Origin of the sequence: Hydrogenophilus thermoluteolus (assembly GCF_003574215.1) — a bacterium.
In the GTDB taxonomy this organism is placed as follows: domain Bacteria; phylum Pseudomonadota; class Gammaproteobacteria; order Burkholderiales; family Rhodocyclaceae; genus Hydrogenophilus; species Hydrogenophilus thermoluteolus.
Map to the genome: position 1 here is coordinate 1,031,859 of NZ_AP018558.1, position 20,883 is coordinate 1,052,741.

Annotated in this window: 29 protein-coding genes; 27 read left to right on the top strand and 2 right to left on the bottom strand. The window is 65.7% G+C overall.

Annotation, left to right across the window (positions count from 1 at the left end):
• Window positions 1-5 precede the first annotated feature (5 nt).
• The 9 genes from HPTL_RS04985 to HPTL_RS11620 all read left to right on the top strand — a co-directional run bounded on the left by HPTL_RS04985 (window position 6) and on the right by HPTL_RS11620 (window position 4,375).
• A complete protein-coding gene (locus tag HPTL_RS04985; protein ID WP_119334988.1) occupies window positions 6-914 on the top strand; it encodes a Mu-like prophage major head subunit gpT family protein in 909 nt (302 codons plus the stop codon).
• 78 nt (window positions 915-992) lie between these two features.
• Window positions 993-1,127, top strand: a complete 135-nt coding sequence (locus tag HPTL_RS11550) for a hypothetical protein (protein WP_269461306.1) — start codon at window positions 993-995, stop codon at window positions 1,125-1,127.
• A gap of 3 nt (window positions 1,128-1,130) precedes the next feature.
• Window positions 1,131-1,568 (top strand): gp436 family protein, encoded by a 438-nt coding sequence (locus HPTL_RS04995; protein WP_119334990.1) that lies wholly within the window; start codon window positions 1,131-1,133, stop codon window positions 1,566-1,568.
• Window positions 1,568-2,020: a Gp37 family protein gene (locus tag HPTL_RS05000; protein WP_119334991.1), complete on the top strand. Its 453-nt coding sequence runs from the start codon at window positions 1,568-1,570 to the stop codon at window positions 2,018-2,020. The genes HPTL_RS04995 and HPTL_RS05000 overlap by 1 nt, the downstream gene beginning before the upstream one ends.
• 1 nt (window position 2,021) lies before the next feature.
• Entirely contained in the window at window positions 2,022-2,213 is a 192-nt protein-coding gene (locus HPTL_RS05005; protein WP_119334992.1) for a hypothetical protein, read from the top strand.
• A 3-nt stretch (window positions 2,214-2,216) separates the two neighbouring features.
• Window positions 2,217-3,452, top strand: a complete 1,236-nt coding sequence (locus HPTL_RS05010) for a phage tail sheath subtilisin-like domain-containing protein (protein WP_119334993.1) — start codon at window positions 2,217-2,219, stop codon at window positions 3,450-3,452.
• 10 nt (window positions 3,453-3,462) lie between these two features.
• Window positions 3,463-3,984 (top strand): phage major tail tube protein, encoded by a 522-nt coding sequence (locus HPTL_RS05015; protein WP_119334994.1) that lies wholly within the window; start codon window positions 3,463-3,465, stop codon window positions 3,982-3,984.
• 3 nt (window positions 3,985-3,987) lie between these two features.
• Window positions 3,988-4,236, top strand: coding sequence for a phage tail assembly protein (locus HPTL_RS05020; protein ID WP_119334995.1), 249 nt, complete (start codon window positions 3,988-3,990; stop codon window positions 4,234-4,236).
• Between the two features lie 22 nt (window positions 4,237-4,258).
• A complete protein-coding gene (locus tag HPTL_RS11620) occupies window positions 4,259-4,375 on the top strand; it encodes a GpE family phage tail protein (RefSeq protein ID WP_408610113.1) in 117 nt (38 codons plus the stop codon).
• On the opposite strand, the gene HPTL_RS11270 is transcribed toward HPTL_RS11620, so the two are convergent.
• Entirely contained in the window at window positions 4,350-4,517 is a 168-nt protein-coding gene (locus HPTL_RS11270) for a hypothetical protein (RefSeq protein ID WP_170141281.1), read from the bottom strand. The genes HPTL_RS11620 and HPTL_RS11270 overlap by 26 nt on opposite strands.
• A 1-nt stretch (window position 4,518) precedes the next feature.
• Here HPTL_RS11270 and HPTL_RS05030 point away from each other — a divergent pair, with 1 nt between their 5' ends.
• From HPTL_RS05030 to HPTL_RS05115, 18 genes are read left to right on the top strand one after another with little or no spacing between them, the layout of a single operon-like run.
• Complete coding sequence (locus HPTL_RS05030; RefSeq protein WP_119334996.1) at window positions 4,519-7,614, top strand: phage tail tape measure protein; 3,096 nt, start codon at window positions 4,519-4,521, stop codon at window positions 7,612-7,614.
• The gene (locus tag HPTL_RS05035) at window positions 7,611-8,546 is read left to right on the top strand and encodes a phage tail protein (RefSeq protein WP_119334997.1); all 936 of its coding nucleotides are present in this window, start codon (window positions 7,611-7,613) and stop codon (window positions 8,544-8,546) included. The genes HPTL_RS05030 and HPTL_RS05035 overlap by 4 nt, the downstream gene beginning before the upstream one ends.
• Complete coding sequence (locus HPTL_RS05040; protein WP_119334998.1) at window positions 8,534-8,749, top strand: tail protein X; 216 nt, start codon at window positions 8,534-8,536, stop codon at window positions 8,747-8,749. Before HPTL_RS05035 ends, HPTL_RS05040 begins: the two co-directional genes overlap by 13 nt.
• The gene (locus HPTL_RS05045) at window positions 8,742-9,776 is read left to right on the top strand and encodes a phage late control D family protein (protein WP_119334999.1); all 1,035 of its coding nucleotides are present in this window, start codon (window positions 8,742-8,744) and stop codon (window positions 9,774-9,776) included. Before HPTL_RS05040 ends, HPTL_RS05045 begins: the two co-directional genes overlap by 8 nt.
• The gene (locus HPTL_RS05050) at window positions 9,766-10,194 is read left to right on the top strand and encodes a phage baseplate assembly protein V (protein ID WP_197713800.1); all 429 of its coding nucleotides are present in this window, start codon (window positions 9,766-9,768) and stop codon (window positions 10,192-10,194) included. The genes HPTL_RS05045 and HPTL_RS05050 overlap by 11 nt, the downstream gene beginning before the upstream one ends.
• An 8-nt stretch (window positions 10,195-10,202) precedes the next feature.
• Window positions 10,203-10,493: a PAAR domain-containing protein gene (locus HPTL_RS11625; protein WP_119335000.1), complete on the top strand. Its 291-nt coding sequence runs from the start codon at window positions 10,203-10,205 to the stop codon at window positions 10,491-10,493.
• A gap of 47 nt (window positions 10,494-10,540) precedes the next feature.
• Window positions 10,541-10,903, top strand: a complete 363-nt coding sequence (locus tag HPTL_RS05060) for a GPW/gp25 family protein (RefSeq protein WP_119335001.1) — start codon at window positions 10,541-10,543, stop codon at window positions 10,901-10,903.
• Window positions 10,900-11,712 (top strand): baseplate assembly protein, encoded by an 813-nt coding sequence (locus HPTL_RS05065; RefSeq protein ID WP_119335002.1) that lies wholly within the window; start codon window positions 10,900-10,902, stop codon window positions 11,710-11,712. Before HPTL_RS05060 ends, HPTL_RS05065 begins: the two co-directional genes overlap by 4 nt.
• A complete protein-coding gene (locus HPTL_RS05070) occupies window positions 11,705-12,739 on the top strand; it encodes a phage tail protein (RefSeq protein ID WP_119335003.1) in 1,035 nt (344 codons plus the stop codon). The genes HPTL_RS05065 and HPTL_RS05070 overlap by 8 nt, the downstream gene beginning before the upstream one ends.
• The gene (locus HPTL_RS05075) at window positions 12,736-13,173 is read left to right on the top strand and encodes a hypothetical protein (RefSeq protein ID WP_119335004.1); all 438 of its coding nucleotides are present in this window, start codon (window positions 12,736-12,738) and stop codon (window positions 13,171-13,173) included. The genes HPTL_RS05070 and HPTL_RS05075 overlap by 4 nt, the downstream gene beginning before the upstream one ends.
• A 12-nt stretch (window positions 13,174-13,185) precedes the next feature.
• Window positions 13,186-14,127: a hypothetical protein gene (locus tag HPTL_RS05080; RefSeq protein WP_119335005.1), complete on the top strand. Its 942-nt coding sequence runs from the start codon at window positions 13,186-13,188 to the stop codon at window positions 14,125-14,127.
• A gap of 17 nt (window positions 14,128-14,144) precedes the next feature.
• On the top strand, window positions 14,145-14,474 hold the full coding sequence (locus HPTL_RS05085; protein ID WP_119335006.1) for a hypothetical protein: 330 nt from the start codon (window positions 14,145-14,147) through the stop codon (window positions 14,472-14,474).
• Between the two features lie 28 nt (window positions 14,475-14,502).
• Window positions 14,503-15,612: a hypothetical protein gene (locus HPTL_RS05090; RefSeq protein WP_119335007.1), complete on the top strand. Its 1,110-nt coding sequence runs from the start codon at window positions 14,503-14,505 to the stop codon at window positions 15,610-15,612.
• Complete coding sequence (locus HPTL_RS05095) at window positions 15,612-16,025, top strand: four helix bundle protein (RefSeq protein ID WP_119335008.1); 414 nt, start codon at window positions 15,612-15,614, stop codon at window positions 16,023-16,025. The genes HPTL_RS05090 and HPTL_RS05095 overlap by 1 nt, the downstream gene beginning before the upstream one ends.
• Complete coding sequence (locus tag HPTL_RS05100; RefSeq protein ID WP_119335009.1) at window positions 16,022-16,213, top strand: hypothetical protein; 192 nt, start codon at window positions 16,022-16,024, stop codon at window positions 16,211-16,213. The genes HPTL_RS05095 and HPTL_RS05100 overlap by 4 nt, the downstream gene beginning before the upstream one ends.
• A complete protein-coding gene (locus tag HPTL_RS05105; protein WP_119335010.1) occupies window positions 16,206-17,249 on the top strand; it encodes a reverse transcriptase/maturase family protein in 1,044 nt (347 codons plus the stop codon). Before HPTL_RS05100 ends, HPTL_RS05105 begins: the two co-directional genes overlap by 8 nt.
• 36 nt (window positions 17,250-17,285) lie before the next feature.
• A complete protein-coding gene (locus HPTL_RS05110; RefSeq protein ID WP_408610103.1) occupies window positions 17,286-18,086 on the top strand; it encodes an acetyl-CoA C-acyltransferase in 801 nt (266 codons plus the stop codon).
• Between the two features lie 10 nt (window positions 18,087-18,096).
• Complete coding sequence (locus tag HPTL_RS05115) at window positions 18,097-19,593, top strand: 3-hydroxyacyl-CoA dehydrogenase NAD-binding domain-containing protein (protein ID WP_197713802.1); 1,497 nt, start codon at window positions 18,097-18,099, stop codon at window positions 19,591-19,593.
• Between the two features lie 30 nt (window positions 19,594-19,623).
• On the opposite strand, the gene HPTL_RS05120 is transcribed toward HPTL_RS05115, so the two are convergent.
• Window positions 19,624-20,790 carry an IS256 family transposase gene (locus HPTL_RS05120; protein WP_119334379.1) on the bottom strand — a complete coding sequence of 389 codons (1,167 nt, stop codon included), beginning with the start codon at window positions 20,788-20,790 and terminating at the stop codon, window positions 19,624-19,626.
• Window positions 20,791-20,883: the final 93 nt, after the last annotated feature.

Consider the following 20,883-nt stretch of genomic DNA (forward strand, 5'->3'; position numbering starts at 1 on the left):
CGTAAATGGCCATCATCACCCCGCAATTGATCACCGCGCTGCGCACCGGCTACAGCAAGGCGTTCCAGGACGCGCTTGCGGCCACGCCCACCGACTGGCAGAAGGTCGCCACGCGCGTGCCGTCCTCTAACACCAGCAACACCTACGGCTGGCTCGGGCAGTTCCCGAAGCTGCGCGAATGGATCGGCGACCGTGTGATCAAGGGCATGGCCGCGCAGGGCTACCAGATCACCAACAAATTGTTCGAAGCGACGGTCGCCGTCAAACGCACCGACATCGAGGACGACAACGTTGGCATCTATACGCCGCTCTTTGCTGAGATGGGTCGCGCGGCAGCGGCACACCCGGACGAGCTGGTGTTCGGCTTGTTGGCCGCCGGTGAATCGTCGGCCTGCTACGATGGGCAGAATTTCTTCGACACGGACCACCCGGTCTATCCGAACGTCGATGGCACCGGCACGGCAGCGACGGTTTCGAACTTCGTTGCCGGCACCGCTGGGCAACCGTGGTACCTGCTCGACTGCTCGCGCTCGCTCAAGCCGTTGATTTTCCAAGAGCGCTCGCGCCCAGAGATCGAGAGCCTCACGAGCACGCAGGACGAAGGCGTGTTCATGCGCGACGAGTACCGCTTCGGCATTCGCTACCGCTGTAACGCCGGTTTTGGTTTCTGGCAGATGGCGTTCAAGTCCACCGACACGCTCGATGCGGCGAACTTCAACGCGGCAGTTGCGATGATGATGAGCATCAAAGCGGACGGTGGCCGCCCGCTCGGAATCCGGCCCACCCATCTCGTGGTGCCGCCCGCTCTGCGCGCCGCGGCGCTCGAGATCGTCGAGGCGCAGCTCATCAACGGCGGTAACTCGAACCCGAACTATAAGGCTGTCGAGGTGATCGTCAGCCCGTGGGTGGCGTAACCGATGGCGCGCGCGCGCAAGGCTACCGACTCTGCTGCCACTGACCGCGTGCGTCTTTCTGTGCGCACCGTGGCGTCGATGGGTGATCGGCGCCGCTACCGCGCCGGGCTTGGGCCATTTACCCGCGAGGCTCAGGTGGTCGAAGCCACCCAAGAGCAGGCCGAGGCTTTGCGCGCCGATCCGATGTTGGAGGTTGTCGAGGCGAAGGAGTGACGCATGGGCTACGCGACGGCGGCTGAGCTGGCGACGCGCTACGGCGCGGATCGGCTGATCGATCTGACCGACCGCGACGGCGATGGCATCGGCGATGACCCGATGATCGCGCAGGCGCTCGCCGACGCCGACGCCGAGATCGACGGCTATTTGGCCAGCCGCTACCGGCTGCCGCTGCCGACCGTGCCGGCGCTCTTGACTCGCATTGCGTGTGACATCGCCATCTACCGGCTGCTGTCCCTGCGCCGCATGGGCGATATCGAGGACGCTCGCCGCCGCTACGAGGACGCACGGCGGCTTCTGGAGGCGATCGCAAAAGGCCATGCAAGCCTGGGGCTGCCCGCCAGTCTGCCGCTAGACGAGCAGCCTGCGCTGTCGCTTGCCGCGGCTAAATCTGGCCCCGCGCCAGTGTTTGGCCCAGACCAAATGGGGAGCTACTGATGTTGCTAGCGGCCGAGCGCGCGATCGTCGAGCGTCTCAAGACTGCACTCGACCCGCTCCCAGTGGAGGCATTGCCTGCCCGTGGCTACCGCTTCAGCCATGCAAAGGGCGCCGCGGTCGTTGCTGCTGTGGAACTTAGCGCCGGTGGCGTCGAGGATACGGGCGCGTCTGCGCAGAGCGCGACAGCGACGTTCGAGGTTGCGCTCTTTTCCCGTAGCTTACGCGATGGCGCGGGCGTGTGGGAACTGTTCAATGCCGCACGTTTGGCGCTGCTCTCGTTTACACCAGTTCCCGGCGCAACGCCGCTTCGGTTGCATTCAGCGCGGCTTGCGGATGTTGATGCTGACACGTGGGCGCTTGTGACGCGCTGGCAATGTTTGCTGCCGCTCATTCCTGATTTGGACTACGACGGCGGGCCGCTTTTGACCCGCGTCACTTTCGAGGAGGTTTGACATGCTTTACCGCTATACCGGCCCGCTGACGGCCATGACCATGCCCGATGGGCGCGAGATGATCTTAGCCGACGGCCAGACGGTGGACGCGCCAGAGGACAACCCGGTGATCCAGACGCTTGCGGCGCTTGGGCGCCTGACGCCAGAGCCGCAGCCGAAAGCAAAGACCAAAGACATGCAACCGAAGGAGTAAGCCATGCCTGCAAACTTCCTGCACGGCGTCGAGACCATCGAGATCGACCGTGGGCCGCGCCCCATTCGCACCGTGAAGACCGCCGTTGTCGGCCTGGTTGGCACCGCGCCGTCCGGCCCCGTCAACACGCCCACCATCGTGCTGTCCGCCAAGGATGCCGCGCAGTTTGGCGACATCACCGACCCAAGCAGCGCCGGGCACACCATCCCGCAGGCGCTCGATGCAATCTTCGACCACGGCGCGGGCACGGTGATCGTGGTCAATGTGTTTGATCCGTCCATCCACACCGTGACGGGCGAGTCGGGCAAGACGCCGATTGCCGCCAGCCACATCATCGGCACCGTCACCGCCGGCGGCGCGCGCACCGGCCTGAAGGCGCTCGAGGACACCTATAACCTTTTTGGCTTTAATGCCAAGCTGCTCATCGCGCCAGGCTATGCGACGCTGACCTCGGTCACCACCGAGCTGATCGCGCTCGCCGGGAAACTCCGCGCGATGGCGATCATCGACGCGCCGGCCGGCATCACCGTGCAGCAAGCGATAAATGGCCGCGGGCCGTCCGGGGCCATCAACTTCAACACCAGCAGCGAGCGGGCGATCCTGTGCTACCCGCACCTGAAGGTGTATGACCCGCGCACCAACGCCGAGCGCCTGGAGCCGATGAGCGCGCGACTGGCTGGGCTGATCTGCGCCACTGATGTGGAACGCGGCTACTGGTGGAGCCCGTCGAACCAGGAGTTCAAAGGCGTGGTGGGCGCAGAGCGGCCCATCACCGCTCGGGTCAACGACCCGCAAAGCGAGGCCAATCTGCTCAACGAAAACGGCATCGTCACCGTGTTCAACTCGTTCGGCACCGGCTACCGCGCCTGGGGCAACCGTTCCGCCGCGTGGCCTTCCGTGAGTCACCCGAAGAACTTCATCAACGTGCGCCGCACCGCAGACGTGCTGCATGAGTCGGTGGAGTACGCGATGCTGCAGTTCATCGACCGGCCGATCAATGACGCGCTGATCGACGACATCAAGGGCTCGGTCAACGCCTTCATCCGCACACTGATCGGGCGCGGCGCGCTCATCGACGGGGCCTGCACCTACGACCCGGCGAAGAACCCGCCGACGGAGCTCGCGCTTGGGCATCTGACCTTCGACATCAGCTTCATGCCGCCCACACCGGCCGAGCGCATCAGCTTCGAGAGCTTCATCGACATCAACCTGCTGGCCACGCTGGGCGGCGGGCAATAAGGAGTAAGCCATGGCGAAGATCGAAATCCACCGCATCACCAACGCCAACGTCTATTTGGACGGGCAGAGCCTGCTCGGGCGCGCCGAGAGCGTCGATCTGCCGCAGATCAAGGCCAAGATGGCCGAGCACAAGGCGCTCGGCATGGTCGGCACCATCGAGGCATTCGCGGGCTTCGAGAAGCTCGAAGGCAAGATCAAGTGGGCGAGCTACTACGCCGACGTGCTGAAAAAAGTCGCCAACCCTTTCAAGGCGGTGCAGTTGCAGGTGCGCGGCTCGATGCCGATCATCGTCGGCGGCTCGGTCAACCGCGAAGCGCCGATCGTGGCGATGCTGACCGTTGTGTTCAAGAGCCTGCCCGGCGGCGCGTTCCAGCAGCATGAGAACGTGGAGCTGGAGACGGACTTCACCGCCTATTACATGAAGCTCACTGTGGACGGCCAGGATGTGGCCGAGATCGACGTGCTGGAAAACATCTACAAGGCTGGCGGTGTCGATCTGCTGGCGCAGTACCGCAGCAACATCGGAGGCTGATGAATGGACATCACGCTCAAGCACCCGGTAAAGCTGGCCACCGGCCAGACCATAGGCAAGGTCACGCTGCGCCGCCCCAAGGTGAAAGACCTCAAGGCCGCGCAGCGCGTCTCGGACAAGGCCGAGGAGCAGGAACTGGCGCTGATCGCCCTGCTCGCGGGGCTGACGCCCGAGGACATCGAGGAGCTGGATCTCGCCGATTACAAGGCGATCGCCGAGTCCTTTCGCGCCATGCTGGATACCCAAGGCTGAGCTGTGGGAGGCGGCGGCGCTGCTGGCGCGGTGGTTTCGGTTTCCGCCATCGGAGATTGACGGGCTGGAGGTGGAGGAGCTGCTCGCCTGGGTGAGAGCGGCGCAGCGGCAGATCAGGGACGAAGGGCGCGCCGGATGAGTTCGATGCCCACCGCCAGCGCGGGCGCGAGCAGCAGGACGGCGGCGCCGACGATGGGCGCGGCCCACCACGGCGCGGCCATGGCGACGGCGGCGGCGATGACGAGCGCAGCGATGACGGCGGCGGTATCCATGTAGGTCATTATGGCACAAGAATTCTTCCTTGGCATCAAGCTCGGCGTGACCGGCGCGTCAGCCATCGGCGCGGCGCTTGGCTCCGTGCAGTCGTCGCTCAAGGGGCTGGGCGATGCGGCGCGTCGCCTGCAATCCGAGCAGGATCGGCTGGGCGAGGCCATCCGTCGCCACATGGGCACGCTCGCGCCGCAGACGCTGGCCGCGCTCAATCGCGACTACGAGCGGCTTGGGCGCACCATCGAGGCCGTCACCAGGCGGCAGGAGGCGCTCTCCCGCGCCATGCAGCGCCGCGCCGATCTGGCCGCCGAACGGCAGCGCATCGGCGGCGAGATCATGGGCGCCTACGCCACGACGCTGGCCGTGGGCGCGCCGGTCATGGGCGCGGTGCGCGAGGCGGCAGGCTTTGGCGATGCGGTCAAGGACATCGCCATCGTCGGCGAATTGACGCGCGACGAGGAGCGCAAGCTCGGCGCGAGCCTGCGCGCGGTGGCGCGCGAGGTGAACCAGACCGCCGCCGACATGGCGCGCGGCGTGGGGATGCTCATCGCCAACGGCATGGAGGCGAAGAAAGCCGCCGAGCAGGCGGCGCTGCTGGGGCGCTTCACCACCGCCACGCGCGCGAGCTTCGACGACGCGGCGAAGATGATGGTGAGCTTCGATCTGCTTGGCGTCTCGGCCAAGGACATGGAACTGGCCTTCAGCCAGGCGGCCAAGGCGGGCAAGCTCGGCAGCTTCGAAGTGCGCGACATGGCCAAGTGGTTCCCGCAGCTCGGCGGCTACCTCAAGGCCATCGGCGTCACCGGAAACGAAGCCGTGGTCAACATGGCGAGCCGCCTGCAAATCGCCATGAAGACGGCGGGCTCTACCGACGAGGCGGCCAACAACTTCCGCAACTTCCTCGCCAAGCTCACCAGCCCGGATACGGCCAAGGACTTCGAGAAGCTCGGCATCGACCTGCAAGGATCGATGCTGCGCATGGCGCGCCAGGGGCTGGACCCCATCGAGGGCGCGGTCAGCGTCATCATGGGGCAGATGGCCAAGACCTCGCCTAAGGTGGCGGCGGAGCTTCAGGCGCTCTCGAAGGAGATTGCGGCGATCCAAGATCCGGCCGAGCGCGCCGCAGAGCTCGAACGCCGCCGCGCGATGATCGAGGCGCTGGGGGCGAGCGCGGGCCTTGGACAAATGTTCCAGGACATGCAGGCGGTGGGCTATTTGCTCGCCGAAATCCAGAACCGCGACGAGCTCCAGCGCATCCGCGCGGAGACCGCCAGCGGCCGCAACGCCGATGGGCAAATGAGCCTGGACGCGGATTTTGCCAAGCGCATGGAGTCGCCACTGGAGCAATTCAAGCGGCTCAAGATCGAGGTACAGGAACTGGGCATGAGCGTGGGCGAAGCGCTCTTGCCCGCGCTGCTCGACATCGTGCAGGCCATCCGTCCTGTGGTGACCGGCTTTGCTGCCTGGGCACGGGAGAACCCGGCCCTCATCAAGGGCGCGGTGGGCTTCGCGCTCGGGCTGGCGACTGTCAAGGCGGGCGTGTTGTCGCTCGGCTGGCTCATCAACTTCTTCGTCAAGTCCCCGGCGGCCACGCTCATGACCGCGTGGCATTCCATTGGCGCGCGCATCCTCATCGCCCGCGCGGCCATGGCCGCTGGCGGCACCGGCTTGCAGGCCATCGCGGCGGCGGCTGGCCTGTCGGGCGGCGCGGTTGCGCGGCTTGGTGCGCTGCTTGTCTGGTTCAGGGGCGCTGCAACCGCTGCGCTCATGGCGGTTGGCCGCGCGGTGCTGTGGCTGGGCCGCGCGGTGCTGCTCAATCCCATCGGCCTGGTGTTGACCGCCATCGCGGGCGCGGCCTACCTGGTGTGGCGCAACTGGGATCGCATCGGCCCGGCCCTGGGCAAGGCGTGGGCAGCGCTCAAGGCTGGCGCTGCGGCGGCGCTCGATGGGCTCAAGGCGCTGCCAGGCCGCCTGCTCAGCATCGGCCAGCAGCTCGTTCAGGGGCTGATCGACGGCATCAAGGCCAAGCTCGGCGCGGCGGGCGAGGCCATCAAGGGGCTTGGGCAGTCGGTGGTGTCGGGCCTCAAGAACCTGCTGGGCATCCGCTCGCCGTCGCGCGTGTTTGCCGAGCTCGGCGGCTTCGTCGGCGATGGCTTCGCGCAGGGCATGGGCGCAAGCATGGGCGCTGTGCACAAGGCGGCGATGGGGCTATCGGCTGCAGCGATGATCGCCACGCCAGCGGTGCAGGCGCGTCAACCGTCGGTGTTGCCGCAGGTGATGCCCATCGTGCGGCAGACGGTCGATCCGATGGTGCAGCCCGTCGCGCTGCCGCAGATCGCCGACGCCCCGCGCGCCATTCGCCAGACGGTCGAGCCCGTCGCGCTGCCGCAGATCGCCGACGCCACGCGCACCATTCGCCAGACGGTCGAGCCCGTCGCGCTGCCGCAGATCGCCGACGCCACGCGCACCATTCGCCAGACGGTCGAGCCCGTCGCGCTGCCGCAGATCGCCGACGCCACGCGCACCATTCGCCAGACGGTCGAGCCCGTCGCGCTGCCGCAGATCGCCGACGCCACGCGCACCATTCGCCAGACGGTCGAGCCCGTCGCGCTGCCGCAGATCGCCGACGCCACGCGCACCATTCGCCAGACGGTCGAGCCCGTCGCGCTGCCGCAGATCGCCGACGCCACGCGCACCATTCGCCAGACGGTCGAGCCCGTCGCGCTGCCGCAGATCGCCGACGCCACGCGCACCATTCGCCAGACGGTCGAGCCCGTCGCGCTGCCGCAGATCGCCGACGCCACGCGCACCATTCGCCAGACGGTCGAGCCCGTCGCGCTGCCGCAGATCGCCGACGTCAGCGACGCCGTGCAGACCATCCGGCAGGCCACGGCGCAGGCCGCGCCCGCATTCGGCGCGACAAAACCCGGCGCTGGCGGCACGGCAGGCGGCATGACCATCACCTTCGCGCCGGTGATCCACGTCGCCGCAGGCGCGCAGGCAGGCGAGGTGCGCGAGGCGGCGCAGCAGGCGGTACAGCTGAGCTTTGCCGAGTTCGAACGGCTGATGCGCCGCTACGAGGCTGAACGCAAGAGGATCGCGCCATGAGTCTGTACGCGGTGCTCGACGACATCGAGCTGGAGATCATCACCTGGCTCGACGGTCTGGAGATGCGCTACGGCGCGTCCTATGCCGAGCAAGGGCTCATTGGCCGCAAGAGCATCATTCAGCACACAGGCTACGCGCCGGATGAGGTGACGATCGACGCGCTGCTGCATGCCTCGTGGTGTAACCCAGCGGATGAGGTGGCGCGGCTGCGCGACGCTATGAACGAGGCCAGGCCGCTCGCCTTCGTGCTCGGCACCGGCGAATACCGTGGCGTGTTCGTGATCGAGTCGCTCGAAGTCACCACGCGCCAAACCGACGGCTATGGCGCAGTGCTGGCGTTCGAGTGCCGCATCCGGCTCAAAGAGTACATCGGCGACCCGGCCGAGCCGCTGCCGCCAGGAGTGATCCGCGAGGGTTTCCGAATCCCCATTGCCGCCGAAGGCGCGGCCGACTGGACGGTGGCGGATATGGCCCTGCGCTGGCCGGAGGATGGCGGCGGCTCGCCGCTGGCGTCGGTGGCACGCACGGTTTCTAGCGCAGTGTCGGCGATTGGCCAGGTCACGCAGGCAGCAGCAGGCGTGGCCATGCTTGCGCGCATCGCAGGATCAGACACAGCATCCGCCATGCTGATGCTGCCTGGCGTTTCGTCCAGCGTGAACGCAGCGGCATCCGCCCTGCCCATTGCCGGTATGGATGCGCTGGCCGATGTGGCGTCCCTTGCTGCCGACGCAGTGCAGGCGGCATCGGCGATGCGCTCGGCGCAAAGCCTGCTTGCTGGCGCATCTGGCGCGCTGGGCGGCGGGCTGGCGGGCGTGTCCTCGGCGCTGTGGAGCGTCAACGCCGCCGTCTCGACGCTCGATGCCGCGCGCGGCGCGGTGGCGCGCATCGGGCGCTCGGTTGCGCTCAAGGAGGTCAATATATGGCCCACTTGATCCACTATACCGCAGACGGCGATCGCTGGGACTTGATCGCCTGGCGCTACTACCGCGACGTGCGGCAGGTGCCGATGCTGATCGCCGCCAATCCGCACGCCCCGAACGCACCGGTGCTGCCCTCTGGCCTGCGCCTGCGCGTGCCGCTCATCCCACGCGCCACGCAAACCCAGGCGCTGCCGCCGTGGAGGCGCGATGCCTGACGCCCGCGTTCGCGCCATCGCGCCGGTGGTGGAGGTGACCTACAACGGGCGCGACATCACCACAGACCTGACGCCGTACCTCACACGATTCGTGTTCATTGACCGCATGACTGGCGAAGCCGATACGCTCGACCTGGAGCTCGGCGAGGTCAAGGCCGATGCCACCCGGTGGCTCGCCGAATGGTATCCGGATAAGGGCATGGAACTTTCCGCCCGCTTTGGCTGGTCGCACCAGGAGCTCGTGCCCGCCGGGGCGTTCGACGTGGACGAGATCGAGATCGAGAGCCCGCCGATGGCCATCCGCATCCGCGCCCAGTCGGCAGGGGTCTCCCGCGCGGTGCGCAGCCGCATTGGGCGTAAGTATGAAAACACCACGCTCAAGGGCATTCTCGCGGACGTGGCGCAGCGCCTCGGGGCTAAGCTCTCCGGCAAGATCGAGCCTGACCCGGCCATCGAGCGCGCCACGCAATACGGCGAGACGGCCTGGCAGTTCGCTGTGCGCATCGCGCGCGAGTACGGCTACACGGTCAAGCTCACCAACAACAACCAGACGCTGGCGGTCTCCCGTCTGGCCGACGACCAGCCGCCGGTGCGCGTGCTGCGTCCATCCGACATGACGCGCTTTTCCTTCCGCGACCAGATTGCCGATGTGCCGGCGCGCGCCACCGTGCGCCGTCATGACGAAAAGACCGGCGAGCTGATCGTCTATGGGCTCGACGCCAAAGGTCAGGCCGTGCCGGTGGACAAAGTGTCGGTGGACGAGCGCGTCAAGGTCACCCGCGCCGCCAACGCGCAGGACGCCGAAGCCCGCGCCCGCGCCGAGATGGAGCGGCACGCGTTGGACAAGACCAGCCTCGATGTCGAGCTGCCGGGCGATCCGCTGCTGGCGGCGGGGCTTGCGGTGGACGTGACCGGCTGGGGCCGGGTCGATGGCCGCTACGTGATCGTGGTGGCCGAGCACGTCATCGAGCGCGGCTCGGGCTACACCACCCGGCTGCAACTCAAGAGGATTGCTGATGCTGCCTGAAACCTTCGCCGAATCGGCGGTGACGCTCAAGTTCGGCTTCGTGACCGCGCTGGACGAGGCGCTGGGGCGGGTGCGCTGCCGCGTGCCGGATCTGGACGACCTGGAAACCTGGTGGCTGCCGGTGCTGCGCCCCAAAACCCACCGCGATCGCCACTGGAGCCTGCCCGACGTGGGCGAGCACGTTGCGCTGCTGCTCGATGCGCGCGGCGAGGTGGGGGTGGTGCTGGGGGCGATCTTTAGCCAGCGCGACACGCCGCCCGTGCAGAACGTGGACAGGCACCATGTCCGCTTTGACGACGCCACATGGATCGAGTACGACCGTGCCGCGCACAGGCTCACCGTCTCGTGCCGGGGGGACATCGAGATCCTATCCGACACCCACATCACCCTGCGCGCACCCAGAATCGACCTGAACTAGGAGAAAAAATGCCAGCAGCTGTCCGGCTTGGCGACGTGTGCTCTGGTCACGGCTGTTTCCCCAGCCGGGCCAACAGCGCAGCAAGCCAAAACGTGTTCGTCAATGGTCTTGGTTGGCATCGCGTCGGTGATAGTTGGCAACCGCACGGGTGCCCGGTCTGCGCCCCGCACGGGGGCATGCTTGCCGCGGGAAGCTCAACTGTATTCGTCAATGGATTTGCCGCCGGGCGCGTTGGCGACCCTGTGAGCTGCGGTTCGGTATGCGCAACCGGCAGCACGAACGTGTTCGCTGACGACTGAACCCGTTCAGTCTGGCCGTTTCCGCGCACCATTGCCATCATGGCTATATGAGCGCGCAGTCTATCCCGACCAGCCTGCACTGGCAGCCGTCCTGCGGCGGCGATGGTTTTGCCGTGGCCTACGACGACCTGCGGCAGGCGATCCGCACAATCCTCGCTACGCGCGTCGGCTCCGACCCGCTGCGGCCTGATTTCGGATCGCGCGTGCCGGACTATCTCGACTGGCCCATCGACCGCGCCCGCCCTCATGTAGTGCGCGAAACGGTCGCTGCGATCCGCAAGTGGGAGCCGCGCGTCTCGGTCAAGCGCGTGCGGGTCTCTGTCGCGGAGGGCAACCCGGCGCAGATCGTGGTGGCGGTGTACTTCATCGCCGCCGACGGCGTTGAAGTCTCCGCCGAGGTGCGGCCATGACGCAGCTTTTCGACGTCATCCCCAACGACCCGCAGACGATCACCAATGAGATCGTCGCGCAGTACGAGGCGGCGACCGGGAAAACCCTCTACCCGGCGCAGGTCGAGCGGCTGCTGATCGACCTGATCGCCTACCGCGAGACGCTGCTGCGCGCCGCGATCAACGACGCCGCCCGGCAAAACCTGGTGCGCTTTGCCCGCGCGCCCATGCTCGACTACCTGGGCGAGCTGGTGGGCGTGACGCGCCTGCCCGGCGAGGACGACGAGCGCCTGCGCGCGCGCATCCGCGAAGCGCCGGAATCGTTCTCGGTGGCCGGGCCGCGCCTCGCGTACCGCCACCACGCGATGAGCGCGCACGCCTCCATCGTCGATGTGGCCGTCACCAGCCCGGAGCCCGGGCTGGTGCGCCTGTACCCGCTCACCGACACCGGGCTGCCGTCGGCTGCCATCAAGTCGATGGTGCTGGCTGCCTGCTCGGCCGAGGATGTGCGTCCGATCTGCGACGCGGTGGAGGTGGCCGACCCCATCGACATGCCATTCGCCGTCGATGCGCGGCTCACCGTCTTGCAAGCGTTCGACGCCGAGACCGTGCGCCAGGCAGCGCTTGCATCCGTCACCGCTCGCTGCGCCGAGATTGCCTCTCGCCTGGGGCGCGACGTTGCCCGCTCCAGCCTGATTGCCGCGCTGCATGTGGAAGGCGTGGCCAGCGTGCGGCTTGTCGCACCGATTGCGGACATGAGCGTGCCTGCGCACGCCTGGGCGCACGCCACCGGCATCACGGTCACCGTGGAAGGAGCGACCGATGGCTGACCGGCTCGCGCCTGACCTGCTCGCGCTCGATCCGCGCTTTGGCCCGCTTGCGGAAGCCACGCAGCGCATCGAGGCGCTGCCGCTCGACGGGCTGCTCACCTACCTCATCGACACGGTTCCTGCGCACTACCTGCCGGAGCTGGGGCGGCAGTTTCACATCATGCCGCTCGAAGGCTGGCAGTTTGCCGCCACCGACGCTGAGCGGCGGCGGTTGATCCGCGAATCGATTGCGCTGCACCGCAGGAAGGGCACGCCGTGGAGCATCCGCAGGATGCTGGAGATCGCTGGCTTTGGCGCGGGCTTGCGCATCAGCGAAGGCCGCGTCGCGCGGCGTTTTGATGGCACGATCTTCGCCGACGGATCGGAGATTTACGGCGGACACTCGTGGGCAGAGTTCGCCATTGATGTCGATCTGGGCGATACAGCTGGACTGGACGCCGAAACCTCCGCGCGCATTCGTGAGATTGTCGAAGAGTGGAAGCCAGAATCCCGGCATCTCACACGGCTGGCGTTTCACGCTGACACGTCGGACGCTGCGCCCAGCAGCGAAGCCGCGCAAACCAACGCCTCCTGGTCGGGCGCGTCGCTGCGCCCCTGGCGGCGCTGCTACGACGGCGCGCTCTTCTACGACCAGGGGGCGCTGCTTGCATACAACGGCGCGACGCGCGCCGACGGCAGCAGCGCCTACCAGGGCTGGACGGCACGGGGTGCAACATGGCTTGCGGGCGCACCGGAGTCGGATACCACGCTCGCGCTCATCTGGACGGACACTGACCGCCAGCAGGCGCTGCCGACCTACGACGGCGCAACGCAGGCCGACGGCACGACCGACTACGGCGACACCGCGCCGGTGGCGCAGGATGCGGTCATGCCTATCACGGTCACTCGCCATGTGCGCTACGACGGCCGCTACCGCTACGGCGCAGACAACCTGTTCGACGGCTCGGCACGATTCGACGGCGCGCGGCGCTACATCGCGGGCCGCGTCGCCAGTGGCAACGAATCGTTTTATCTGGAGGCTGCATGAAGCTCGCAGACACGCAAGCCCTGCGTGGCGAGTTCCGCCTGGCGATCTACCGCCACGGCGCGCTCGTCGATGAAATCATCGAACCCAACCTCATCGTCAATGGCGCGAAAGACCAGCTCGCCAGGCTGGTAGGCGGCAACGGCGCCAACCGCCATGTCACGCAGATCGGGTTTGGTACTGGCACTGCGGCCGCAGCGCCCGGCAATACGGTGCTGACGGGCGCGTACTGGAAGCCAGTCACCAGCGTGAGCTACCCGGCCACGGGGCAGGTGGCATTTGCCTGGAGCCTCTCCACCGCCGAGGCCAACGGCATGGCGATCACCGAGTTCGGCCTGCGCTGCGCCGACGGCACGCTCTTCGCGCGCAAGGCGCGCGCCCCCATCCACAAGTCCGACGACCTGTCGCTCACAGGAACGTGGACGATCATCTTCTAAAGGAGGCCTTGCATGGCAAACGTCACCGAGTCAGCGGTCTGGGAATCTGGCGTCTATCGCATCGAGACGACCGACCCGATCCTGGGCGGCGAAAACGGCACCGCCAACATTCAGGCCAAGCAACTCGCCAACCGCACGCTCTGGCTGAAGGTGCGCGCGGATCAAGTCGATGCCGCCGCGGCTGGATACGGTTCGCTGCAAGCGCGCCTTGCCGCGCTACAAGCCAACGTCGAGGCGGTTGGCACCGAGATGGTCAATATGGACCACACCGCCGTGATGCAGGCGCTCTCGCTCGCGCACATGGCGCACCAGGCTATCGATGCGATGCGCTTCGGTCCGGTGCGGCAAACCGGCGAAATCACGATCAAAAATCGCGGCGTGGTTTCGGGCTGCACGATCAGCAAGTCGACCACTGCTGCGCGCAACCTCAACATCGCGCCGGGCGTCTGCTTTGCCAACGGCCAGACCTACCCGGTGGTCGAAGGGACGAACGCCGCGAGCGTCCCCGCCAACACCAGCACGACGAGCGCCGTGGTGGTCTCGGCCTACCTCTACCCACACAGCGACGGCCAGACCTACCGTCTGGCGGTGACCGCCATCGGCCAGAGCGTGCCAGACAACGGCATCGAGATTTATCGATTGACGATCCCGGCCAACAACACCGACGCCACCGATCCCAACCTCACGAACGTGACGCTAACTGACGTGCGCCGCATTGAGCCAAATTTTCCTGACATGCTGGACGCCCCCGTGTCGCAGTCGGTGAGCTTTGCTCGTCCGATGAAAGGCGCAGACTGGCGGCTGCACGTAGATGTGGTATCGGCCACCGGCGCGCCGTGCCGCGCCGATCAGGTTGTGGTCGGCAACCGCGCCACGAACGGGATGACGCTGCTCCTGGCAAGCGCCGCTGACGCCGTGACGCTGCGCTGGACCGTCGAACGCCTCAACGACTAACCAAAAGGAGGTCTGACATGCCACAAATCACCATGATCCAACCCGGCGCGCCCGTCGCGCCCATTGCCATCAGCGCCGATCGCCTGACGGTAGGCGACATCACCATTGATTATGCTGTCGAGCAGCAGGACGAGGCGGTCGAGATCGCCATCCGCCACTCCGCTGGCGCGTTCACCCGTGACGGCGCAGACGGCGCGTTCGTCGCCATCGTGCGCATCCCGCCTCGGCAATACACCGAGCAGCCGGGCGAAACCGACCCCATGACCGGCGCGCCCCGTATCGAGCGCGTAGCGCTGCCGCTCGATCCGTCTGCCGTATCCGTCGAACTCTGGCCGTTTGCTGGCTGACCACTGCTAAGCACTCCAGGAGAACCCCATGCCCACCATCTTCATCCGCGACGAACTGCGCGCCGCTATCGAAGCCGCCACCGGCGGCCTGTGCACCGTTCACTACACCGCCAGCGGTCAACCCAGCTACTTCCGCTGGATTCCGAAATTCACGTTGGATGCCATCGATCCCAGTCTTGGCGCCGGCGTCCACCCCGCATTTGTGGTTGATGGCGTCACACGCGATGGTCTGTGGATCGGCATGTATCCGGGTGTTGTCAAAAACGGCGAATTGCTGAGCCTGCCCGGCGTCGATCCGACCACATCGCAGCCCTATACCTATTTCGTGAGCGCTGCCCGCGCTTGCGGCGCCGGCTTCCACGTCATGACCAATGCCGAGTGGGCGGCAGTGGCCTTGCTCACCGCCAAGAGCGGCCACCAGCCGCGAGGCAACACCAACTGGGGTCGCGCGCATGACGCCACCTGGGAGACCGCTCGCCGCGTGGATAACGGCACACCGGGCAGCACCAGCGGCGTAGGCCGCACGCTCACCGGCACTGGCCCTGTCACTTGGCGGCACGACGGCACGCCTGCCGGGATCGCCGATATCGTGGGTAATGTGTGGGAATTCACCCCCGGCCTGCGCCTGGTGGATGGCGAAATTCAAATCCTCGCCAACAACGACGCCGCGACCGCCAGCCTGTTCGACGACAGCGCTCCGTGGAAGGCCATTCTGCAGGATGGCTCGCTGGTTGCCCCGGGCACGACCGGCACGCTCAAGCTCAACTCGCCCAGCGCGTCCAACAATGACACCACTGCGGTCAACCTCGGCGCTCCGACCATTGCCACCAGTGTGACCAATTACACCGGCCCGGCAGGGGATAGCAATCACAGCTACGACTATTGCTACACATCGTTCGCCTCGTTATCCGCCGCAACGGGTGTTACCGTCCCCGCCATCATGCGCGCCCTCGCGCTGGCCCCGCTGTCATCGCCGGCGCTTGCAGGGGGATTCTGGATGCGCAACAACGGCCAGCGCTATCCGCTTCGCGGCGGCGACTGGATCAACGGCGCGGGCGCGGGTCTCGGGGCGTTGAACCTCTACTACCCGGCCTCGAACGCGTACTGGCACCTCGGCGCCCGCCCGGCGAAGGTGTAATGGATCACGACGTGACGAGTCACGACCTAAGCGCCGCGCCGACGCGCGGCGCGTCACTGCCGCAGGCGTATGTGGAGTTGCTGAGCAGGCTGGAGGATATGGACGTGTACGTGCACCAGATCACCGTGCATTGGCCTAAGTCAGAGCGTCATGGCCTGGCCGCCGATGTGCGGCGGCAGATCACGCAGCTGCACCGGCTGTGCGCTGTGGCCTGGAAGCGTAAGTCCAAGTCCGGCGCGCTATTCGACCTCGATGTCGAGCTGTACGTGCTGAAAACACTGATTCGCAAGGCGTACCGGCTGGAATACATCAATGCCGACCGGCTGGCGGTGTGGATGCGTCACGCCGACGAACTAGGGCGAAGAATCGGCGCGTGGATTCGTCACGAAAGCAAACAGGGTGCTGGCGTATGAACGGCGGCGACTGGAACAACGGCGCGAACGCGGGTCTCGGGGCGTTGAACCTCAACAACCCGGCCTCGAACGCGAACTGGAACATCGGCGCCCGCCCGGCGAACGAAAAACTGGCCAGACGCGGCGCGGCCAAGGCTGCGCCGACCGTGCCATTTCCTTCGGCGTCACCATCCTTTCCGTATGGATAAATCACCTGCATCCGGCGCGGGCGACCTGCTGGCGCCGGATACCCTATTCGATCGCATCGTAGCCTGGGGCAACATCATCGCCGCATGGCAAGAGGCGCGCAAGGGCAAGCGACAAAGCGCAGAAGTGCGCCTATTCGAAGCAGACCTTGAGGCCAACCTCGTCAGCCTGCACGAGCACCTGCTGCGCGGCACATGGCGACCAGGCGAGCCGCGCCGTTTCTATGTGCGCGACCCCAAGTGGCGTGAAATCACCGCGCCGCCCTTCGCTGACCGCATCGTCCACCATGCCATCGTGCGCGTCATCGAGCCTCTGTTTGAGCGTCGATTCATTCACGACAGCTACGCCTGCCGCCCCGGTAAAGGTGTCCATGCCGCCGTGGATAGACTGCACCGCTTCATGCGTGGCGCCGCCAGGCGATGGCCGAACGCTTACCTGGTGCGCTGCGACATCAGCAAGTACTTCGCCAGCATCAGGCACGATATTTTGATGCACATGGTGACGCGCGTGCTGCCGTGTCCGCGTACACTGGCGCTGATGCAGTCCGTCATCAGTGGCTACGGTTTCGATGGCGTTGGGCTGCCAGTCGGCGCGCTTACCAGCCAGCTGCTCGCCAACGCCATGCTTGACCCGCTGGATCACTACATCAAGGACGACCTTGGCGTGCGCGGCTATGTCCGCTACATGGACGATTTCGTCCTGATTGCGCACGACAAGCACGCAGCGCAGCGCCTATTGGCGCAGATCGACGGCTTTGTCTCGGCCATGGGCCTGGTGCTCAACCCCAAAAGCGGAATCTGGCCGCTCAAGCGCGGCTGCACCTTCTGCGGCTACCGTGTGCTGCCAACCCATGTAGCTGTCACCCAGGCCGCCAAGCGTCGCTGGCGACATCGACTAAGAACGACCGCCTACGAGTACCGCCGTGGGCGCATCAACCTCTCTCGCTGCCGAGAGACTGTCCTTGCCATGACCGCCGTATTCAAGCATGCCCGAGCGGCGCGATCTCAGGCGGCGATGCTGCGGTCTTTTACCATATAGTGCACGCATTCCATGCGGCGTGTTTTGTCGCGTGGAATGCGATCATGTCGCATGGAATCCGTGCACGCGTCGCATTTAATTTGTGCAAGCCCAACGGCGGAAACGTTGGCCACCCGTTTTGGCATTACGCGCGAAGAGATGGACGCGTTCGCAGTCGAGAGTCATCGCCGTGCGGCCGCTGCACACGAGGCGGGCCATTTCGCGCACGAAATGACTCCGCTTTTCGACGCGCAAGGCCGCTTCTACGCCCACGACGATGGGGTGCGCCCCGATTCATCGCTCGAAAAACTCGCGAAACTCAAACCCTTTTTCGACCGCTATGGTCGTGTCACGCCCGGAAACAGTTCTCAAATCACGGACGGCGCGACGATGCTGCTCGTCGCATCCGAAGCGGCGGTGAAGCGCTATCGACTGGAGCCGGTGGCGCGGCTCGTCGATACCCACTGGGCCGGACTCGACCCTGCTCAAATGGGTTTGGGGCCGGTTCATGCCGCGACCCCGCTTCTGCAGCGTGCGGGTTGGGCTTTGGACGATGTCGATTTTTGGGAGATCAATGAAGCGTTTGCCGCGCAGGTGTTGGCGTGCCTCAAAGCGTGGGAAAGTGACGATTACTGCCGATCTGAGCTGGGGCTGCCGATGGCGTTGGGGCCGATCGACCGCAGCCGCCTCAACGTGGATGGTGGCGCGATCGCGCTCGGGCATCCGGTGGGCGCGAGCGGCGCACGTATCGTCTGGCACTTGGTCGAAGTATTACAGCGACACAACGCGAAGCGTGGAATCGCCGCGATTTGTATCGGTGGCGGTTTGGGTGGCGCGATGCGCATCGAACGGCTGTGAAGGATAGGCGATGAACGAGACGCAGATGAAACACCTCAGCTGGTCGGTCAACGAGCGCGGTATTGCGTGGATCTGGCTCGATTGCGCCGAAAAAAGCGCCAATACCCTTTCCGAACCGGTGTTTGCGGAGATCGAATCGGCGCTCGATGCGATTGCCGCAACGGGCGCGAAAGGAGTGGTGTTCGCGTCGCGCAAAACTGCTGGTTTCGTCGCGGGCGCTGACGTCGAGACGTTTGCAGCGCTTCCCGACGCGGCGGCTGCCCGCGCGTTGGTGGAACGGGGTTGGCGGTTCATGGAACGCCTCGCGGCATATCCGTTGCCGACGGTGGCGCTCATTCACGGTCATTGCCTGGGCGGCGGTTTGGAATTGGCGTTGGCGTGCCGAGCCCGGGTGGCGGTGCGCGACCGCAAGACCCGTTTGGGGCTCCCAGAGATCATGCTGGGGATCTACCCGGGCTGGGGTGGCATGATGCGGTTGCCGGCGCTGATCGGTCCCAGTAAAGCGCTGCCGATGATGCTCACTGCGAAAAGCGTCAACGCCCAACGGGCGAAGCGGATCGGGCTCGTCGATGAAGCCGTACCGGAGCGCGTCGCAGCGTTGGCTGCCGAGGCATTGGTTCTGAACCCCCCGAAACGCAAAGGGCTGCCGCTCGTGGAGCGGTTGTGGGCTGGGCCGTTGCTTGCGCTCTTCGTGCGGCAGGCCGAAAAACAACTGCGCGCGAGGGTTCGAGCGGAACACTACCCGGCCCCTTACGCAGTGTTGCGTTGCTGGAGTCAGTACGGTGGCAACCCTTTGCGGGCTCCTGCCGACGCCCCCGCCAGTATCGAATCTCTGGCGGCGCATCCAACGACCAAAAACCTTTTGCGCGTCTTTTTCTTACAAGAGCGGCTCAAAAAGTTTGCCAAAAGGGAAACCGCACCGATCACCCGGGTTCATGTGATCGGGGCCGGAGTGATGGGCTCCGAAATCGCGATGGTCTGCGCCGCAAGCGGATTGACGGTGACGCTTCAGGATTTGTCGCTCGATGCGCTGGCGCGTGCCCAGCAAGCGGCAACGCGCTGGTTCCAGCGGCGTTTTCGTGACGACGAAACGGCGCTGCGCGCGGCGCTCGACCGCTTCATCCCCGACCCGCAAGGCGTGGGTGTCGCGCAAGCCGACGTGATCATCGAAGCGGTGGTCGAAAAGCTCGACGTCAAGCAACGCCTCTTTGCCGAACTCGAACAGCGCGCCAAACCCGACGCGCTTCTGGCGACCAATACCTCCAGTTTGTCGCTGGAGTCGATTGCCGAAGGGATGGCTGCGCCGCACCGGCTGGTCGGCATCCACTTCTTCAACCCGGTGACCAAAATGCCGCTCGTCGAAGTGGTGCGAGGCGCACAGAGCGACGCGCAAGCGGTCGAACGTGCGCTGGTTTTCGTCGGAAAAATCGACAAATTGCCGTTACCGGTTCGTTCCGCACCTGGTTTCCTGGTCAATGCCGTGGGTTGTGCAACCTTTTTTCTGTAAATTTCCGTGGTGTTGGTCATGACGCCGGGGTTACGGGTTGAGGTTGAGATAGACCTTGCCGGTCATCCACTCGTCGTCGAGTTCGGCCAGCAGCGCCGAGACCAGGCGCAGGCAGGAATCCATGTTGGGGAAGATGCTGGCCACCCGGGTGCGTCGTCGCAGTTCCCGGTTGATGCGTTCCAGCCCGTTGGTGGTACGCAAACGGATACGGTGCGCAGCGGGGAAGTCGAACACCGTCAGGGATTCAGGAATCGCGGTTTCGGCCCACTCGGCCAGTTTCGGATGCTCCTTGCGCCAGGTGTCCAGGGCGGCTTTCAAAAGCCGCTCGGCTTCTGCCTTGTCCGGAGCATTGAAGATCGCGCGCAGTGTCGCGGCGACGTGCTTTTTCGCCTCCTGTCGGGTGACGAACTGGCCGGCGTTTTGCTGCAGATGGAACTGGCAACGCTGCCAGGGAACAGAAGGGAACACCGCTTTGCGGGCAGCTTTGAGGCCCGCATGATCATCCGCGATGATGAGCTTGATCCCGTGCAACCCTCTGGCCAGGAGGGATTCCAGGAAACGTCGCCAATTGATCTCGGCTTCCGACGTGGCCACCGTGCAACCGAGCACCCGCCGTTTGCCCGTCGCATCGACGCCGACGGCGATCAAGACGGCACAATCGACGATTCGCCCTTCCAGCCGCACTTTCTCGTAACGGGCATCCAGAAAGAGATAGGGCACTTCGCCCAGAGGACGCTCGCGCCAGGCCGCAAGCCCCTCGTCGAGCCTGGCGGCGGCACGGCTCACCTGGGCGGTGGAGAGCGAAATCTCCGGCCCCAGCAGGCGCTGCAGTACCTCGATCACCCGGCGGGTGGAGACCCCCTGGACGTACATCTCGGCCAGGGCCAGATGCACCGCCTGATCGGTGCGGGTGCCTTTTTCGAGGGCAGAAGGGTAGAAGTCGCCGCAACGCACCTGGGGCACCTGAAAGGTCAGCTCACCAAGGCGGGTGAGTACCGTCTTGGGTTTGTACCCGTTGGCGTAGTCACGCCGTCGCTCACTACGTTCATAGGGCGCCGCTCCAAGGAACTGGGATCGTTCGATCTTGGCGGCTTCATTGACGAGGATGCGCAGAGCCTCGCCGGCACCCTCCAGTCCGTGTTCGAGCAACACAGCATAAGCCATTTCCAAAGGATTGGTTTCGACACGCATCGCCATGATGGGCATACTCCTTTCTCGAAGTCATGGCGTCAGACCGAGCGCCGCGCACTTCCTGCCAGAGGCGCTAAACGGAATTTACAGAAAGGATGG

Coding starts and splice junctions, on each gene's coding strand:
- HPTL_RS04985 (WP_119334988.1), top strand. CDS start 6: ATGGCCATCATCACCCCGCAATTGATCACCGCGCTGCGCACCGGCTAC.
- HPTL_RS11550 (WP_269461306.1), top strand. CDS start 993: ATGGGTGATCGGCGCCGCTACCGCGCCGGGCTTGGGCCATTTACCCGC.
- HPTL_RS04995 (WP_119334990.1), top strand. CDS start 1,131: ATGGGCTACGCGACGGCGGCTGAGCTGGCGACGCGCTACGGCGCGGAT.
- HPTL_RS05000 (WP_119334991.1), top strand. CDS start 1,568: ATGTTGCTAGCGGCCGAGCGCGCGATCGTCGAGCGTCTCAAGACTGCA.
- HPTL_RS05005 (WP_119334992.1), top strand. CDS start 2,022: ATGCTTTACCGCTATACCGGCCCGCTGACGGCCATGACCATGCCCGAT.
- HPTL_RS05010 (WP_119334993.1), top strand. CDS start 2,217: ATGCCTGCAAACTTCCTGCACGGCGTCGAGACCATCGAGATCGACCGT.
- HPTL_RS05015 (WP_119334994.1), top strand. CDS start 3,463: ATGGCGAAGATCGAAATCCACCGCATCACCAACGCCAACGTCTATTTG.
- HPTL_RS05020 (WP_119334995.1), top strand. CDS start 3,988: ATGGACATCACGCTCAAGCACCCGGTAAAGCTGGCCACCGGCCAGACC.
- HPTL_RS11270 (WP_170141281.1), bottom strand. CDS start 4,517: ATGACCTACATGGATACCGCCGCCGTCATCGCTGCGCTCGTCATCGCC.
- HPTL_RS05030 (WP_119334996.1), top strand. CDS start 4,519: ATGGCACAAGAATTCTTCCTTGGCATCAAGCTCGGCGTGACCGGCGCG.
- HPTL_RS05035 (WP_119334997.1), top strand. CDS start 7,611: ATGAGTCTGTACGCGGTGCTCGACGACATCGAGCTGGAGATCATCACC.
- HPTL_RS05040 (WP_119334998.1), top strand. CDS start 8,534: ATGGCCCACTTGATCCACTATACCGCAGACGGCGATCGCTGGGACTTG.
- HPTL_RS05045 (WP_119334999.1), top strand. CDS start 8,742: ATGCCTGACGCCCGCGTTCGCGCCATCGCGCCGGTGGTGGAGGTGACC.
- HPTL_RS05050 (WP_197713800.1), top strand. CDS start 9,766: ATGCTGCCTGAAACCTTCGCCGAATCGGCGGTGACGCTCAAGTTCGGC.
- HPTL_RS11625 (WP_119335000.1), top strand. CDS start 10,203: ATGCCAGCAGCTGTCCGGCTTGGCGACGTGTGCTCTGGTCACGGCTGT.
- HPTL_RS05060 (WP_119335001.1), top strand. CDS start 10,541: ATGAGCGCGCAGTCTATCCCGACCAGCCTGCACTGGCAGCCGTCCTGC.
- HPTL_RS05065 (WP_119335002.1), top strand. CDS start 10,900: ATGACGCAGCTTTTCGACGTCATCCCCAACGACCCGCAGACGATCACC.
- HPTL_RS05070 (WP_119335003.1), top strand. CDS start 11,705: ATGGCTGACCGGCTCGCGCCTGACCTGCTCGCGCTCGATCCGCGCTTT.
- HPTL_RS05075 (WP_119335004.1), top strand. CDS start 12,736: ATGAAGCTCGCAGACACGCAAGCCCTGCGTGGCGAGTTCCGCCTGGCG.
- HPTL_RS05080 (WP_119335005.1), top strand. CDS start 13,186: ATGGCAAACGTCACCGAGTCAGCGGTCTGGGAATCTGGCGTCTATCGC.
- HPTL_RS05085 (WP_119335006.1), top strand. CDS start 14,145: ATGCCACAAATCACCATGATCCAACCCGGCGCGCCCGTCGCGCCCATT.
- HPTL_RS05090 (WP_119335007.1), top strand. CDS start 14,503: ATGCCCACCATCTTCATCCGCGACGAACTGCGCGCCGCTATCGAAGCC.
- HPTL_RS05095 (WP_119335008.1), top strand. CDS start 15,612: ATGGATCACGACGTGACGAGTCACGACCTAAGCGCCGCGCCGACGCGC.
- HPTL_RS05100 (WP_119335009.1), top strand. CDS start 16,022: ATGAACGGCGGCGACTGGAACAACGGCGCGAACGCGGGTCTCGGGGCG.
- HPTL_RS05105 (WP_119335010.1), top strand. CDS start 16,206: ATGGATAAATCACCTGCATCCGGCGCGGGCGACCTGCTGGCGCCGGAT.
- HPTL_RS05110 (WP_408610103.1), top strand. CDS start 17,286: ATGCGATCATGTCGCATGGAATCCGTGCACGCGTCGCATTTAATTTGT.
- HPTL_RS05115 (WP_197713802.1), top strand. CDS start 18,097: ATGAACGAGACGCAGATGAAACACCTCAGCTGGTCGGTCAACGAGCGC.
- HPTL_RS05120 (WP_119334379.1), bottom strand. CDS start 20,790: ATGGCGATGCGTGTCGAAACCAATCCTTTGGAAATGGCTTATGCTGTG.